Consider the following 14,772-nt stretch of genomic DNA (forward strand, 5'->3'; position numbering starts at 1 on the left):
GAAAGACCGGCATCCGCCCGATGGACATCAAGCGCATTATTGCGGCCACACTTCTCTCGGCCCTTATCCTGATCGGTTTCGACTATTTCATGCCGAAGCCCCATCAGGACGATCCCCATTCCGTCCCTCATGCGCCCGCTGCGCAGGTTCAGTCCAGCGCGCCTGCTGCCGCGTCTGACACATCTGCGGAGACGCAGGTTGCCGCACGGCGCATCCCACTATCCGGGCCGGACGTGCAGGGATCCGTCAATCTGAAGGGCGCTGTTCTGGATGATCTGATTCTCACGAAATATCGCGAGACGCTTGCCAAAAACAGCCCGCTCGTGCGGTTGCTGGACAAAGCGGGAAGCGCGCATCCAAATTTCGTTGTGATCGGCTGGACGAATGCTCCCGGCTCCAACGCCCATGTGCCGGACCTAAATACGGTCTGGGACAGTGCGGACGAAACGCTGACGCCGGACCATCCGGTGACGCTGCACTGGGATAACGGGCAGGGGTTGGTGTTCTCCATCCAGATCGGGCTGGACGACCACTACATGTTTGCGGTCAACCAGACGGTCGAGAACCACTCCGGGCAGCCCGTGGCGCTTGTTCCGTTCCAGCGCGTCCAGCGGGACTATGACGCGCCGGAAGGGGCTTTCACCGCGCATGAAGGTCCGATCGCGGTCGTCGGTGGCCGGATGCAGGACGAGAGCTACAAGAACCTCCGCAAGGGCGCTGACCACCCGGACCATGTCTCCTGGTCATCGACGGGCACGAGTGGCTGGGATGGCATCAGTGACAAGTTCTGGCTGACAGCCGTGGCTCCTGCCGACGGTACGCCCGTTACGGCGAGCTTTGCTTACGTCCCGGGAGCGCCGGCATCTTATCAGGTTGGGATGTCCACACAGGCTCCCCAGCAGATCATGCCGAACGGCTCCATTACCGAGAAAAGCCATGTTTTCGCCGGGGCCAAGGTTCTCAGCCTGTTACAGGCTTATAGCAAACAGCTTGGGATTCCTGATCTGGACAAGGCGATCGACTTCGGCTGGTTCAGCTTCCTGACCCGTCCGCTGCTGACGCTTCTGCACTGGTTGTATCTGCATATCGGCAATTTCGGTCTCGCGCTGATGGCGCTGACGCTGATCGTCAAGATCGTTCTCTTCCCGCTGGCCTCCAAGGCGGCCCAGTCTTCGGCGCGGATGCGTCTGCTGGCACCCAAGGTCAAGGAAATCCGGGAGAAGAACAAGGACGATCCGATGGCCATGAACCAGAAGGTCATGGCGTTGTATCGTGAAGAGAAGGTCAGCCCGGCCAGCGGCTGTCTGCCGATGCTGATCCAGGCTCCGATCTTCTTTTGCCTCTACAAAATCCTGAACATCAGCATTGATGCCCGTCATGCGCCGTTCTTCGGCTGGATCCGCGATCTGTCGATGCCGGATCCGACGAACGTCTTTAACCTGTTCGGCCTGCTGCCCTTCGATCCGACGCATTATTCTTCATTTCTGCATGTCAGCATCTGGGGTGCGGCGCTCGGCCTGACGTTCTGGCTGCTGCAGCGCCAGACCAGTTCGACGGCAAGCCTTGATCCGGCGCAGGCACGCGTGATGCAGTTCATGCCGCTGGCTTATGTGTTTTTCATGTCCGGCTTCCCGGCCAGCCTTCTGGTCTATTACACATGGAATAACCTGCTGACGGTCGCGCAGCAGATGTTCATACAGCGCCGGACCGCTCTCCCCGTTCCGGTGTCCCGGACCTGAGGCATGATGAAAGAAATACCCGGGCCTCCGACCGAGGCCCAGATCGAGGATGGGCGGCTTCTGTTCGCGGGAGAATGTGAATTCTTCTTCGGCTCGCAGAAGATCGACCAGCTTCCTCCCATCGGTCGACCTGAAGTGGCTTTCGCCGGCCGCTCCAATGTCGGTAAATCGAGCCTCATCAATGCGCTGACGGGGCGTCGTGCGCTGGCACGGGCCTCTTCCGAGCCGGGGCGGACCAAGCAGCTCAATTTCTTCAATCTCGCGGATCGCATCTCCCTTGTGGATATGCCGGGTTACGGGTTTGCCAAGGCTGCGAAGTCAGTCAAGGAAGACTGGCAGGACATGATGTTCGCCTATCTTCGGGGACGCACCACGTTGGAGCGGGTCATTCTGCTTCTGGATGCGCGCATCGAGCTCAAGGCGTCCGACAAGGATGTCATGGAATTGCTGGATCGTGCTGCCGTGGTGTTCCAGATCGTGCTCACCAAGTGCGATCAGGTACGTCCCAAGGTGCTCGCAACGAAGACCGCTGAAGTCGAAGCGTTGGCGCTCAAGCATGCCGCCGCCTATCCGCGCATCATCTCCACAAGCAGCGAGACCGGTTTCGGGATCGAGGATCTTCGGGCAGAAATCGCCCGTTTTGCCATGCCACTCGAGACGTCAGGGGAAGGATAGTCCGGATCATGACCAGCAAGACCCACAGCTCCAAACTGCCGGACGTGCCGCCGGTCGTGAACGCGGAAGAAGCGCAGGCACAGGCGGCCATCCTGTCGAGTGCGCTGCCGTTCCTGCGACGTTATGCCGGGGATACGATTGTCGTTAAATACGGCGGTCATGCCATGGGCGAGGGCAAGCTGGCGCATGCGTTCGGCTATGATATCGCGCTGCTCAAGTTGGTCGGGATCAACCCGATCGTGGTGCATGGTGGCGGACCGCAGATCAGCGCTATGCTGGACCGTCTCAAAATCCGCTCCGAATTCATTGACGGCCTTCGAGTTACGGACCAGTCAATGGTTGACGTGATCGAGATGGTTCTGTCAGGCAGCGTCAACAAACAGGTCGCCGAACTGATTAACCGGGCTGGTGCACTGGCTGTCGGTATTTCCGGCAAGGATGGTGGTCTGCTGCAGGCGCGCCGCCTGACACGGACAAAGCGCGATCCGGACAGTGAGATCGAAAAGGTCATTGATCTTGGTTTCGTCGGGCAGCCGGAAAAGATTGATCCACGGGTCCTCTATGCGCTGCTTGGGGCCGGGCTGATCCCTGTGATTGCTCCGGTTGGCGTGGGTGCGGACGGCGAAACCTATAACATCAACGCCGATACGGCAGCAGGTGCGATCGCCGGTGCGGTCCATGCTTCGCGTCTGCTGATGCTGACGGATGTTCCGGGTGTGCTGGATGAGAACGGCAAGCTGATTGAAGAGCTGAGTGCTGAAGAGGCTCTGCGCCGGATTGCTGACGGTTCGATTTCGGGAGGCATGATTCCGAAGGTCGAAACCTGCCTTGAGGCCGTTCGTCAGGGTGCTAAGGCGGCTGTCATTCTGGACGGTCGGGTGCCGCATAGCTGTCTGCTGGAGCTTTTCACGCGGGCAGGGCCCGGAACGCTCATCAAGGCTTAATCGGCCTGACAGTCAATTGGATCAAGGATTATGGCGCTTCGTGTGAGAAGCGCCATTTTCTGTTTTCGGCCAGTCCTTCCTGTAAAGCCAGCATCCCGCGCTCCAGCAGGCTTTCCGGCGTTTCCTCAGCATTGGCCTCACGGGAGACGAGCCCGAGTTGTAGTGGAAGATGGACGGGAGGGTCGATCAGGATGGGAATGCCGTGCGCCGTCATGCGTTCGGCCCGTTCGGCTGCTGCGAAACGATCGCCGCCATCCATCCAGAGCCCGAAAATATTATTACTGATGCGGCCTATCGCGTCCGTCGGGCGAACCGCTTTGCGGAGCAGTGCGACGCATTGTCTGAGGGCTTCTTCGCCTCCTTCAAACCCCCGTGTTTTTGAGAGTTCCGTCAGGCCGGGAACGCGCGCGATGATCAGGGTGGCGGGCATGACCTCCTGATCCAGCCGACGGGTACGACGTTCTATTTCCGCCTTTAAGCCCTGCCAGTTCAGCAGATTGGAGGAAACATCATAGTCGGAATCGAGCAGGATCCGGCGGTGAATGCTGTCCAGTTCCCAAAAACCAGCCAGCAGGGAGCAGACGGCCTGACAGAGTTGCTGTTCCGGCAGTGACCATGAGGTCGCGCGCCAGACAACCAGACACATCTGTTCGAGACTGCGGATGTTTTCGCGACAGATCATGGCATAGCGGGTGCCAGCTCTGAAAACGATTGTCCCTGTCCGTGCGGGGGTGGCGGAGAGAACGGCCTGAATGTCGTCTGTCAGACTTGAGGAACTGAACAGAAGTGTTTCGGGAGCTGCCGTATCCAGCAGGGCACCCTCGGCGGCGAGTGGCTCCAGCAGAGCCTCCATGGCGGAAGCAGCGGCCAGTCGGGGTACGATCGCCTTGCGCAAAGCTGTCGTCACGGCAGCAAGAATGGCGATTCCATCGTGTTCAGGGGCAGGGACGGATTCGTTTGTAAGGCTGGAAAGGGGCGCGGAAACGGATGTGAGTGTGCCGCGTGTTCCTGTAATGCGTCCTTCGCTGTCGTGAAACGGGCAGGAAGACAGGATCGCGGTCACAGGCGGCCCTTGCGGGGGCGTGATGGAAGCGGGCGTGCCCGTATGGGGCTGAAAAATATCTACAGAATCGCATAATGCGCTGAAAGGATGCCCGATCAGAGGGGTGGTCGGCTGCCCGAGCCATGTGTCCGGGGAAATGAGAATGATCCGACCGCGACTGTCTGTCTCGAAGACCAGATCTACTGCCTGATAAAGCAGGGAACGCCATCGTTCGCGGCTTTCCAGCGTGGACGCCAGCATGTTCCGCAGATCCTGCTGCGTTTTGCCTGCCGCAGATGGATTCACGAACTGGGACATCAAGGAACGTATATCAGGCAAGAGTGACATATCCCGCAGAAAGCTCTAGGTCGGGCCAGCCAGTCAAAGCCCCTCGCTTTCATAAGCTTGACGGATTAAGGATTCATGAACAACGCGCGAATGTGTGTAAGGTGAACTCCGGGGTAAAGATCCGTTGACATGCACCGTCGGGAACCGCATGGTCCGGCGGATTTCTGCTTTTCTGACCGGAACGACCTGATGCCGAATGCACCCCTTCGTACTGCCATCGAAGCCCTGTGGGAGCGTCGTACGACTCTCAGCGCCCGTACGGAAGGCGAAGACCGCGACGTCGTGGAAAAAGCCCTCTCCGCGCTTGATACCGGAACCCTGCGCGTCGCCGAGCCTTCCGAAAACGGTTGGGTCGTTCACGAATGGTTGAAGAAAGCCGTTCTTTTGTCGTTCCGTCTGAACGATAGCCGCGTTATGGAACGCGGCTGCGGTGGTGAGCCGGCCTTCGACAAGGTTCCCCTGAAGTTTGACGGCTGGGACCAGTTCCGTTTCGCAGAAGCCGGTTTCCGTGCTGTTCCGGGTGCGATCGTGCGTCGTTCCGCCTTCATTGCGCCGAATGTGGTGCTGATGCCGAGCTTCGTGAACGTAGGCGCACGCGTCGACAGCGGCACGATGATCGACACCTGGGCGACAGTCGGCTCCTGCGCCCAGATCGGCAAGAACTGCCACATCAGCGGTGGTGCAGGGATCGGCGGCGTTCTGGAGCCGTTGCAGGCGGCTCCGGTTATCATCGAGGACGACTGCTTCATCGGTGCGCGGTCTGAAGTGGCCGAAGGTGTCGTGGTCGAGAAGGGCTCCGTTCTGTCGATGGGTGTGTTTCTCGGCGCGTCCACCAAGATCGTGGACCGTGCGACAGGCGAGATTTTCATGGGCCGCGTCCCGGCCTATTCCGTCGTCATTCCCGGAACGCTGCCGCCGAAAGAGCCAGGCATGCCGTCTCTGGCCTGTGCGGTGATCGTCAAGCGTGTGGATGAGCGGACGCGCTCCAAGACCTCCATCAACGACCTTTTGCGCGACTGAGTGTCGTGAGCGGATCACACCTGCCGACAGACCCCGTGACACTGGCGCGGGATCTGCTGCGTTGCCCGTCCGTGACCCCGGCCGATGGAGGCGCACAGGCGCTTCTGGCAGGTGTGCTGGAGGGGATGGGCTTCGAAACAGTCCATCTTCCTTTCGGCCCCGCCGACGCACCGACGCCCAATCTGTATGCCCGCCTGGGGTCGGGTCATCCCGTGCTCTGCTTTGCGGGACATACGGATGTCGTGCCTCCCGGCGAAGGCTGGGCGCATGATCCGTTTGCGGCTGTGGTTCAGGACGGTCGGCTTTATGGACGCGGCATTGCGGACATGAAGGGCGGTGTGGCCTGTTTCGTGGCCGCCGTGGCCCGGCGTCTGGAACAGGGGCCGCTGAACGGCTCCATCTCCCTGCTGATTACAGGAGATGAGGAGGGCCCTGCGCATTTCGGGACGAAGCCAGTCATCGAATGGCTGGCGGAACGCAAAGAGCTTCCGGATTTCTGTCTGCTGGGTGAGCCCACGAATCCCGAGGCTCTGGGCGATGTCATCAAGATCGGCCGACGTGGCAGCATGAATGCCGTGGTGACCGTTCAGGGCATTCAGGGGCATGTGGCGTATCCGCATCTGGCGGATAATCCGGTGCACCGTCTCTTGGCAGCGTTCTCCGAACTGACGGCGCGCGAGTTGGATACGGGCAGCGAGTGGTTTGATCCGACTTCGCTTCAGGTCACGAGCATCGACGTGGGTAATCCCGCGACCAATATTATTCCGGCGCAGGCCATCGGGCGGCTGAACATCCGTTTCAATGACCTGCACACCGGTGCCGCTCTAACGGCGTGGATCGAGGATGTCGTCCGGCGTCACGCGCCTTCCGCTGATGTGCAGGTGGCCATCAGCGGTGAGGCTTTTCTGACGCAGCCCGGAGACGCCGTAACGTGCCTGTCGGATGCCGTACGTCAGGTGACGGGGCGTACGCCCCGGCTCGATACCGGCGGCGGTACGTCCGATGCGCGTTTCATCTCGCGCTATTGCGACGTCGCGGAGTTCGGTCTTGTGGGGGCGACCATGCACAAACGGGACGAGCATGTGGGACTTGAAACGCTGGAGGATCTGACGCGGATCTATCTGGCGTTCATGGAAGGATACGGGCTGTGAATTCCGGACGGCAGGGTTCGTTTCCTCCCTCCGGGAACATGGCCATCCCGCTGGGTGTGTGGCTTCTAGGGCGCGGGCGTTCCGAAGGGATCAACTGTTTCGCTCCGGGAGCAGGTGCGCTGTTCGCGGCTCTGGCACCCACGATCGCACTGGCGCTCATCGGTGTGTGGATGGCCTTCATGCTGCCGCCTGCTGAACGGGTCATGGGGCTGGTACGGGCGGTGGTGCCGCTGGTCTGCACGTTGTTGCAGCTTGTAGTGTCAGAGCTTTACGCGGTTTTTCTGAGCCGCAAGGGGCTGTGGACGCGCTATGCGACAGCCTCTTTATGGTGTGGCTGGCTGCCGCTGGTCATGCTCATTGTGGCCCAAGGCGTGCTGCATCTTGTGTTTCCAGGGGCTGCGGCCTCCGGTCAGGCGCTGGCCGGTCTCGCCTTCGGGGCACAGCTTTATACGCTGTGGCTGACTTGGTACGTCACGAAAGTCGGGCTTCTGACGACAGGGTGGCAGGCTTTTGTCATGACGCTTCTTCAGACCCTGCCGGTTGCCGCATTCCTCTGGATTCTGTGGCTTCTGCCGCCGCATTACAATGCGGTGGTGGATCTGCTCGGGATCTCGTTTTAGGTCCTGCTGAACGGATTGTCGGGATAGCCGACATCCATCAGGCAGAGCCCTTCCGGCGGGGCCGTCTGTCCTGCGGCACAGCGGTCTTTCGCTTCCAGAATCTCAATCATTTTTTCGACCGGCCACAGACCCGCGCCGATCATCATCAGGGTTCCGGCCATGTTGCGGACCTGATGATGCAGGAAGGAGCGCGCTTTCGTGTCGATCATGACCAGTTCGCCCTCGCGACGGATGGTCAGAATGTCCAGCGTGCGAACGGGACTTCTGGCCTGACAGGCGACCGCACGAAAGGATGTGAAATCATGCGGGCCGAGGAGATGGTTCGCGGCCTGCTGCATGAGATCCACATCCAGCGGGCGCTTGATATGCCAGACACGGTTTTCCATCAGACCCGGACGGGCAGGGCGGTTCAGGATCGTGTAGCGGTAGCTGCGCCATGTGGCGGAGAAACGCGCATTCCACTCTGGCCCGACTTGCGCGGCTTCGAGCACAACAACACGGTGGGGCTTGAGATGATATCCCATGCCGTCGCGGATCTGGCGGGCGTCGATCGGGGCGTCATCCGGGAAATCGAGATGGATGACCATCCCAGCGGCATGGACGCCTGCGTCCGTGCGTCCGGCAGTGATGCTGGGCACGAGCCGGTTGCGGACCAGTTTCGAGGCGGCAGCTTCGATCAGGCTCTGAATGGAGACGCCGTCATTCTGCTTCTGCCAGCCGAGATAGCCGGTGCCGTCATATTCGATGCGTAAGGCCCAGCGGTTCAGGCCGGAAGGTTCATGCTCCTGAGCCTGTGCGTCAGACAATTCCCATCCCTTTCGGCACGGGCTGACCGCGCAGGAAATCGGCGGCGGACATCATGCTGCGCCCCGGCTTCTGAAGGCGCTCGATACGAATCGCACCGGCGCCACACGCGATCGTCAGGGCGTCGTCGAGCGTGGTGCCGGGGGAGGCGTTGTGGGCTGTGTCCGGCAGCGGAGTGGCCGTGCCGATTTTTAGCACAACACCATCGAGCGTCGTAAACGCGCCGGGCCAAGGCGTGAGGCCGCGAATCTGGCGGTCAATCTCGGCTGCTGTGCGCGTCCAGTCGATACGGCCATCGTCGCGGGTCAGGCGTTCGGCATAGGTCACGCCGTCTGTGGGCTGCGGCACGGGTGTCGGTTGCTCGGCGAGGGCACGCACGACCAGACGGCTCCCGATTTCGGACAAACGGTCATGCAGTGTGCTGGCGGTATCGGTCGCGCTGATGGGTGTGGCTTCCTCCAGCAGAACCGCGCCGGTGTCGAGACCTTCATCCATCTGCATGATAGAAACGCCGCTTTGGGTGTCGCCTGCGAGGATGGAGGACTGGATGGGCGAAGCCCCACGCCAGCGCGGCAGAAGGCTGGCATGGATGTTCAGACACCCCAGACGCGGGGCGTCCAGCATTTCCTTGGGCAGAATGAGGCCATAGGCGGCGACCACGGCGGCGTCGGCATTCAGGGCAGCAAAAGCCGCATGCTCCCTCGTGTCGCGACGAACGCGCGCGGGCGTTCGAACTTCGATCCCGGCGGCTTCAGCGGCTTCATGAACAGGCGAGCGACGCAGCGCCTTGCCACGACCTGCCGGACGCGGCGGCTGTGTATAGACCGCAACCACCTCGTGACCGGCGTCGAGCAGAGCGTGCAGCGCCGGGACCGAGAAGTCCGGCGTTCCCATGAAAATCAGCCGCATCGGGAATCAGCGCCTTCCGATTTTCTGCTCTTTGGCAAGGCGACGCATGATCATGTTGCGCTTGAGCGTCGAGAGATGATCGACGAACAGGATGCCGTCGAGATGGTCCATCTCGTGCTGGATGCAGGTGGCGAGAAGGCCGGATGCATCACGCTCGATCGTCTCTCCCGCGAGGTTACGATAGCGCACGCGGATCGATTCGGGGCGGACGACTTCGGCATACTGGTTCGGCAACGAAAGACAGCCTTCCTCGCGAGCCGCCATCTGCTCTGAATCCGTAACGATTTCCGGATTGATCAGCAGCATGGGCTCACGCGGCGCGTCTTCTTCGGCCACGTCCACCAGAGCAAAGCGCATGCCAAGACCGACCTGCGGCGCGGCGAGGCCGATGCCGGGGGCCTTGTACATGGCGGAAAACATGCCCGGAAGCTGATCGCGGATGAAGGCGATATCCTCGGGGCGGACCTCACGGGCGACCTCCCGCAGCACGGGCTGGGGGGCGATCAGGATCGGGGTGGGCGGCACATCGTCGATGCCGGACAGGAAATCGAATTCGCTCATGCCCTGCGATGTAGCGAGCACGGGCGGCAAATGCCAGTGCAACATGCCATGAACGTCGGTTTTGCACGTGTTTGGTTGAGAGCAGAGCTTGCATCCCTAGGGGTGGTCACCATATCGTAGGACCAGCCAGTTGCCGCATAATGGGACTGGCTCTGTTTTACGTCTCGCTCATGGAGGAGGCTCTCGCCCTATGTCCGGTCGCCTGTTCACGTCCCCGATGTTCCTCGGCTTCGATCACCTCGAGCAGATGCTTGAGCGTGCTGCCAAGTCGACGTCCGATGGCTATCCCCCCTATAATATCGAGCAGCTCAGCTCCACGGCCTTGCGCATTACGCTGGCTGTTGCTGGCTTTGTCATGGACGACCTTCAGATTACGCAGGAAGACAACCAGCTCGTGATCCGTGGGCGTCAGACGGATGACAGTCAGGGGCGCATTTTCCTGCATCGTGGCATTGCGGCGCGGCAGTTCCATAAAGCCTTCGTACTAGCAGAAGGCATCGAAATTGGCGGGGCATGGCTTGATAATGGCCTGCTGCATATCGATCTTCTGCGTCCCGAGCCCGAAGTTCGGGTCAAGCGGATTGCGATTTCGCAGGGGCGGAGGAGCCCGGCACCTGCTCCGACGGTTCACCACGAAGTGGTGCCGCCTGTCGTGAAAACCCGGCGCGCAACGCGTCCTGCGCGCGATATCGACGACGAATAAGACCGGCCGCGCGCTTACAATTTTTACAGACTGAACCCAAGGCCGGGCGGCAGAAGCCGCTGCGGCTCCAAAAGGAAACGGAATTGAACAATCCCTTCGAAAACGGTGATCGTTCGGACGAAAAACTGCCTGCGGATCTGCGCCGCATCACGGGGCCGCAGCTTCTGACGCTGGGCATGTCCCGTCTCGCCTATGTCAGATCCGTCATGCATGAGGGCGAAATGCTCGTGGCCATCCACGCTGCCGACGGCACACCCATGGCCGTTGCAGAAGACGAGGAGAGCGCGCTCGACGCCATCCTTGAGCATGAAATGATCCCGACGCTTCTTCAGTAACCTCTTTCATAAGGTCCGCAACCGTGAGCAAAAACGCCGATATTTCCCGTCACCTTGAAGAACAGCGCCTTGCAGGCGTCGTCGTCCATAACGGACTAGCCTATCTGGCCGGGCAGGTCGCGGACGACGCCACGCTCGATACGGAAGGCCAGACGGTTGATATCCTGCGCCAGATCGACGCGCTTCTGGCATCGCTGGGAACGGATAAGAGCCGGATACTGTCGGTGCAGATCTTCCTGACGGATATTGCGGAAATCGGGGCGATGAACCGGGCCTGGGATGCGTGGCTGGACACGGACAGCAAACCCGCCCGTGCCACGGTTGAAGCAAAGCTGGCCGTTCCGGAATGGCGCGTGGAAATGACGGCGATTGCCGCGCTGAAATAAGAGCAGTCAGCGGGGCCGGTTCAGGCTGGGAACAGAAACGCTCTCAATCGACGGTCCAGTTCTGCGTCCAAGGGCAGATCATGGCCGTCGATGCTTGAAACGGCTGTCAGGGACAACGCATTGACCAGCCAAGCCCTCGTCACCGTTTTGAGGTCCTGCGGCAGAAGACGGCTTTCCATGCAGAAACCGCTGTCCAGCAGTCGGGCGCGGGACGTTCCCGGCAGAGCGCCGTCAGCGATGGGGGGCGTTTGCAGGCATCCCTCCCGCAAAAACAGGATGTTCGCAGCACTGGCTTCTGCAACAGCCCCTGTCGTTCCCAGAAGAAGCGCATCGTCCAGTCCTGCTGCGACGGCTTCCATGCGGCTCATAACGGAGAGCAGACAGGCCAGCGATTTGACACGCGCCAGTGGAGAATCCCCGTCCCGCCGGTAGCGGCTGAGGCCCAGCCGGACCGGAGCAGGCACGGTCATTATGGAAGCCGTGGCCTGAATGAGAACTGTCGGATGCGGCATAGCAGGTGGCACAAGGCCACGCGGTCCGGTGCCTCGTGTGACAGTCAGGCGCAGCGATCCGTCTGACAGATTCGTAACATGGAGCAGGTCGGATATGGCCTGTGTCAGCAGCGTCCGGTCTGGCGCAGACAGGCGGAGGATCGCGCATCCTTCTTCCAGTCGTGCGAAATGCCGTGCCAGATGAGGCGTTTGTCCGTTAGCAACGCGGATTGTTTCAAACAGACCATCGGAGAGCAGAAATCCCCGGTCATTCGGGGCAATATGGGCATCTGTAATGTCCAGAAGGCGCCCGTTGAGCCAGACTGTCGTGCTCATGCTCCAAACGCTTTCAGGAGCGGGGCGACTTTCAGAAGCATTTCCTCATATTCCCGCATCGGATCGGACAGCACGGTAATGCCGCCCCCTGCGCCGACGGAGACGGTATCGCCCGATCTCGCCAGACTGCGGATAATGACGGAACTGTCCATCGCCCCATCATTCCCGATACGGAACAGGCTGCCGCAATAGGCCTCGCGGGCCGAGGCTTCCAGCAGGTCGATGATCTCCATGGCCCGTTTTTTCGGTGCTCCCGTGACGGAACCCGGCGGAAGCGTGGCCTGAAGCAGATCAATGGCGTCCAGCTCGGGTCGAAGCTGTCCCTGAACTGCCGAGACCAGATGCAGGACATGCGGGAACTGCTCAACTTTCGAGAGTTGCGGAACACGGACGGAGCCGATCTCCGAAACACGACCAATATCGTTCCGCATCAGGTCTGTAATCATCAGGTTTTCGGCACGCTCTTTTTCGTCCGCAGCCAGTGTCCGGCTGTTCCGGGCTGTGTCTTCCAGAGTGTGTCCGAGGGCAATGGTGCCCTTAATAGGGCGCGTCTCGATCAGGCCGCCCCGCGAGAGTGAAATGAACCGTTCCACAGACGCACTGAGCAGCGAAAAATCCGGTGTTTTCAGATAGGCCCCGAATGGGGCCGGAGAGGTTTCCCGCAGCGTCTGATAGGCAGCCAGTTCATCGAAATCGTCACCACATTCTGCAACCCAACGCATCGTCAGATTGGCCTGAAAAATATCCCCGGCCCGAATGAAATCGACAATGCTGCGAACTGCATCCGTCCAGACATCCCGGGACTGTTCAGGCGCAAAGTGCAGGGAAGGTGTCGCGGAATGGACGAGGGGAGAGGTCAGATCAGGGACCGGGTTTCCAGTCTGGCTGATCCACCAGCAGCGTTCTTCATATCGATCGAAAGCCAGTACGTCCGTAAAGGAGGCCGCAACCAGTCTGGGCGCAGAAGAAACATGACGGGACGGGACGTTTTCAAGTGCCATGCCTGTTTCGTAGCTTACCATCCCGATCATCCCCCCCGTAAAGGGAATGATGCCCTCCGCTTTTGGGTAACGGGGCGCGGCAGCGGCCATACTGCGCAGATGTGTCCAGACATCGTCCTCTACGGACACGCCGTTCCTGCACAGGTTTTCCCCCTGCCAGTCGAGGGTCTCGGCAGGGGACAGACACAGAAAGGACCAACGCGCCCGTTCGTCCGTGTCCGGGCCTCCGCTATCGAGAAACGCGGCCCAGGGGGCAGCCTTCATGGCAGAAAGCGCCTGTTCGGGAGGTCTCCAGGGGATTTCAGTGAGCGGCAGCGAAACGCGAGACATTCAGGCTCCGTAAGGGAAGTCCTGCCAGCCTGTCAAAGCCTTGCAGTTCTGCTTGAAGTGTCAGGACGTGCGTCGCAGTCGCTTGCGCTGGCTGGACTTCGCAATGCCAAGCCCCTCACGATATTTCGCAACGGTGCGGCGTTGAATGGAGAAGCCTTCTTTTTGCAGAAGGGTCGTCAGGGCATCGTCGGACAGAACATTGTCCCCTTCCGCCGAGACTAGAGCCTGAAGACGATGCTGGATCGCATGGGCGCTCTGGGACGTGCCGTCTTCGGACGTCAGGGCTGTAGAAAAAAATAGCTTGAGCGGGACGGTGCCCTGTGGCGTGTCGATATATTTGCTGCTCACGATGCGGCTGATGGTGCTTTCGTGCAGATCCGTGCGCTCGGCGATGTCGCGCATGGTCAGCGGGCGCAGAGCGCTGGGACCATCGCGCAGGAAATCGGCCTGATGCTGCACAATGGCGCGACCAACCGTAAGCAAGGACTGCTTGCGGCTGTCCAGCGCGCGGATCAGAGCCGTGGCCTCTCCCGCACAGGCAAGGAGCGTCTTACCAGCGTCCGTACGCCCGTCGAGCTGCGCGCGCATCGTGTCATCAAAGCGGAGTTTCGGCAGCAGGCGCGTGTTGAGGGTCAGACGGAAGCCAGCGCCGTTGGGCCGGACGATCAGATCGGGTTCGATGGGGGGCTCGGGCGGTGGCAGGGTCAGGCCGGGACGCGGATCGAGCACCTGAATCTCGGTGAGCATCTCCAGCAGATCGTCCTGCTCAAGAGCGCATTTCTCGCGCAGCCTGCGCCAGTCCCGACGTGCGAGGAGGTCAAGATTATCGAGCAAAACCTGCATCGCGGGATCAAGGCGATTTCGCACGCGGAGTTGTGCAGCCAGACATTCTTCAAGCGATCTGGCGAAAAGCCCGACAGGTTCAAAATGCATGAGACTCTGACGAATGGCTTCGAGCTTTGTCGCCTCCATGCGAAGGTTGTCTGCAAGATCCGATACCGAAACGGGAAGGCGACCGCTTTCATTCAGACTGTCCAGAAGATGCAGCGCCGCGTTCTGCTCGTCTGGAGAAAAAGAAAGGCTGATCTGAAGGATCAGATCGTCCCGGGCAGATGGAAGCGGGGCTGCGGCTTCCGGGCGATCAGAGGTCGTGGTGAAGCGGTCCGGGTCGTCGTCGTGAAACTCTTCCGAAGACGGTGCAGCTTCGGGCGCTGTGTCGCCGGGCTCCAGAATGAGGAGCGGATTGGTTTCGCAGACCTGTCGCAGATGCTGGGCGAGATCGATCTGCGTGTATTGCAGCAGGGCAATCGCCTGACGCAGCTGGGGCGTCATGACGAGAGACTGCGACTGACGCTGGATCAGACCCGGGACAAGCAT

General features: G+C 60.6%; 16 protein-coding genes. 9 read left to right on the top strand and 7 right to left on the bottom strand.

Annotated features, from left to right (window positions below; genetic code table 11):
• The first annotated feature begins 20 nt into the window (after positions 1–20).
• Genes yidC through argB form a run of 3 tightly spaced genes read left to right on the top strand, consistent with a single transcriptional unit; the run spans position 21 to position 3,358 of the window.
• Positions 21–1,739, top strand: coding sequence for a membrane protein insertase YidC (gene yidC, locus JK176_RS01530; RefSeq protein WP_211586149.1), 1,719 nt, complete (start codon positions 21–23; stop codon positions 1,737–1,739).
• A gap of 6 nt (positions 1,740–1,745) precedes the next feature.
• On the top strand, positions 1,746–2,414 hold the full coding sequence (gene yihA, locus JK176_RS01535; RefSeq protein ID WP_211586151.1) for a ribosome biogenesis GTP-binding protein YihA/YsxC: 669 nt from the start codon (positions 1,746–1,748) through the stop codon (positions 2,412–2,414).
• A gap of 8 nt (positions 2,415–2,422) precedes the next feature.
• Positions 2,423–3,358: an acetylglutamate kinase gene (gene argB, locus JK176_RS01540; protein ID WP_211586057.1), complete on the top strand. Its 936-nt coding sequence runs from the start codon at positions 2,423–2,425 to the stop codon at positions 3,356–3,358.
• Positions 3,359–3,386: 28 nt separating this feature from the next.
• Here argB and JK176_RS01545 read toward each other — a convergent pair whose 3' ends face one another.
• Complete coding sequence (locus JK176_RS01545) at positions 3,387–4,718, bottom strand: diguanylate cyclase domain-containing protein (RefSeq protein WP_249194091.1); 1,332 nt, start codon at positions 4,716–4,718, stop codon at positions 3,387–3,389.
• 219 nt (positions 4,719–4,937) lie between these two features.
• Between JK176_RS01545 and dapD the strand changes: the two genes are divergently transcribed.
• The 3 genes from dapD to JK176_RS01560 are packed head-to-tail and all read left to right on the top strand — an operon-like array spanning position 4,938 to position 7,539.
• Positions 4,938–5,768 carry a 2,3,4,5-tetrahydropyridine-2,6-dicarboxylate N-succinyltransferase gene (dapD, locus tag JK176_RS01550; protein ID WP_211586152.1) on the top strand — a complete coding sequence of 277 codons (831 nt, stop codon included), beginning with the start codon at positions 4,938–4,940 and terminating at the stop codon, positions 5,766–5,768.
• Positions 5,769–5,773: 5 nt separating this feature from the next.
• A complete protein-coding gene (gene dapE / locus JK176_RS01555) occupies positions 5,774–6,919 on the top strand; it encodes a succinyl-diaminopimelate desuccinylase (protein ID WP_211586059.1) in 1,146 nt (381 codons plus the stop codon).
• Positions 6,916–7,539 (top strand): hypothetical protein, encoded by a 624-nt coding sequence (locus tag JK176_RS01560; RefSeq protein WP_349291888.1) that lies wholly within the window; start codon positions 6,916–6,918, stop codon positions 7,537–7,539. Before dapE ends, JK176_RS01560 begins: the two co-directional genes overlap by 4 nt.
• On the opposite strand, the gene truA is transcribed toward JK176_RS01560, so the two are convergent.
• The 3 genes from truA to def are packed head-to-tail and all read right to left on the bottom strand — an operon-like array spanning position 7,536 to position 9,813.
• On the bottom strand, positions 7,536–8,345 hold the full coding sequence (gene truA, locus JK176_RS01565; protein ID WP_211586060.1) for a tRNA pseudouridine(38-40) synthase TruA: 810 nt from the start codon (positions 8,343–8,345) through the stop codon (positions 7,536–7,538). The two genes, JK176_RS01560 and truA, sit on opposite strands and share 4 nt — an antisense overlap.
• Positions 8,338–9,252 (bottom strand): methionyl-tRNA formyltransferase, encoded by a 915-nt coding sequence (gene fmt, locus JK176_RS01570; RefSeq protein WP_211586062.1) that lies wholly within the window; start codon positions 9,250–9,252, stop codon positions 8,338–8,340. Before fmt ends, truA begins: the two co-directional genes overlap by 8 nt.
• A gap of 6 nt (positions 9,253–9,258) precedes the next feature.
• A complete protein-coding gene (def, locus tag JK176_RS01575) occupies positions 9,259–9,813 on the bottom strand; it encodes a peptide deformylase (protein ID WP_194261668.1) in 555 nt (184 codons plus the stop codon).
• A gap of 190 nt (positions 9,814–10,003) precedes the next feature.
• Here def and JK176_RS01580 point away from each other — a divergent pair, with 190 nt between their 5' ends.
• The 3 genes from JK176_RS01580 to JK176_RS01590 all read left to right on the top strand — a co-directional run bounded on the left by JK176_RS01580 (position 10,004) and on the right by JK176_RS01590 (position 11,237).
• Positions 10,004–10,516 (top strand): Hsp20 family protein, encoded by a 513-nt coding sequence (locus JK176_RS01580; protein WP_062033469.1) that lies wholly within the window; start codon positions 10,004–10,006, stop codon positions 10,514–10,516.
• A gap of 83 nt (positions 10,517–10,599) precedes the next feature.
• Complete coding sequence (locus JK176_RS01585) at positions 10,600–10,851, top strand: DUF1150 family protein (RefSeq protein WP_062033464.1); 252 nt, start codon at positions 10,600–10,602, stop codon at positions 10,849–10,851.
• A gap of 23 nt (positions 10,852–10,874) precedes the next feature.
• Positions 10,875–11,237, top strand: a complete 363-nt coding sequence (locus JK176_RS01590; protein WP_062033461.1) for a RidA family protein — start codon at positions 10,875–10,877, stop codon at positions 11,235–11,237.
• 20 nt (positions 11,238–11,257) lie between these two features.
• Here JK176_RS01590 and JK176_RS01595 read toward each other — a convergent pair whose 3' ends face one another.
• The 3 genes from JK176_RS01595 to rpoN are packed head-to-tail and all read right to left on the bottom strand — an operon-like array spanning position 11,258 to position 14,772.
• A complete protein-coding gene (locus JK176_RS01595) occupies positions 11,258–12,064 on the bottom strand; it encodes an aminotransferase class IV (protein ID WP_211586064.1) in 807 nt (268 codons plus the stop codon).
• On the bottom strand, positions 12,061–13,395 hold the full coding sequence (locus JK176_RS01600; protein WP_211586065.1) for an anthranilate synthase component I family protein: 1,335 nt from the start codon (positions 13,393–13,395) through the stop codon (positions 12,061–12,063). The genes JK176_RS01595 and JK176_RS01600 overlap by 4 nt, the downstream gene beginning before the upstream one ends.
• 60 nt (positions 13,396–13,455) lie before the next feature.
• Complete coding sequence (gene rpoN, locus JK176_RS01605; protein WP_211586066.1) at positions 13,456–14,772, bottom strand: RNA polymerase factor sigma-54; 1,317 nt, start codon at positions 14,770–14,772, stop codon at positions 13,456–13,458.

The organism is Gluconobacter sp. Dm-73 (assembly GCF_018256215.1).
GTDB classification, from domain to species: Bacteria; Pseudomonadota; Alphaproteobacteria; order Acetobacterales; family Acetobacteraceae; genus Gluconobacter; species Gluconobacter cadivus.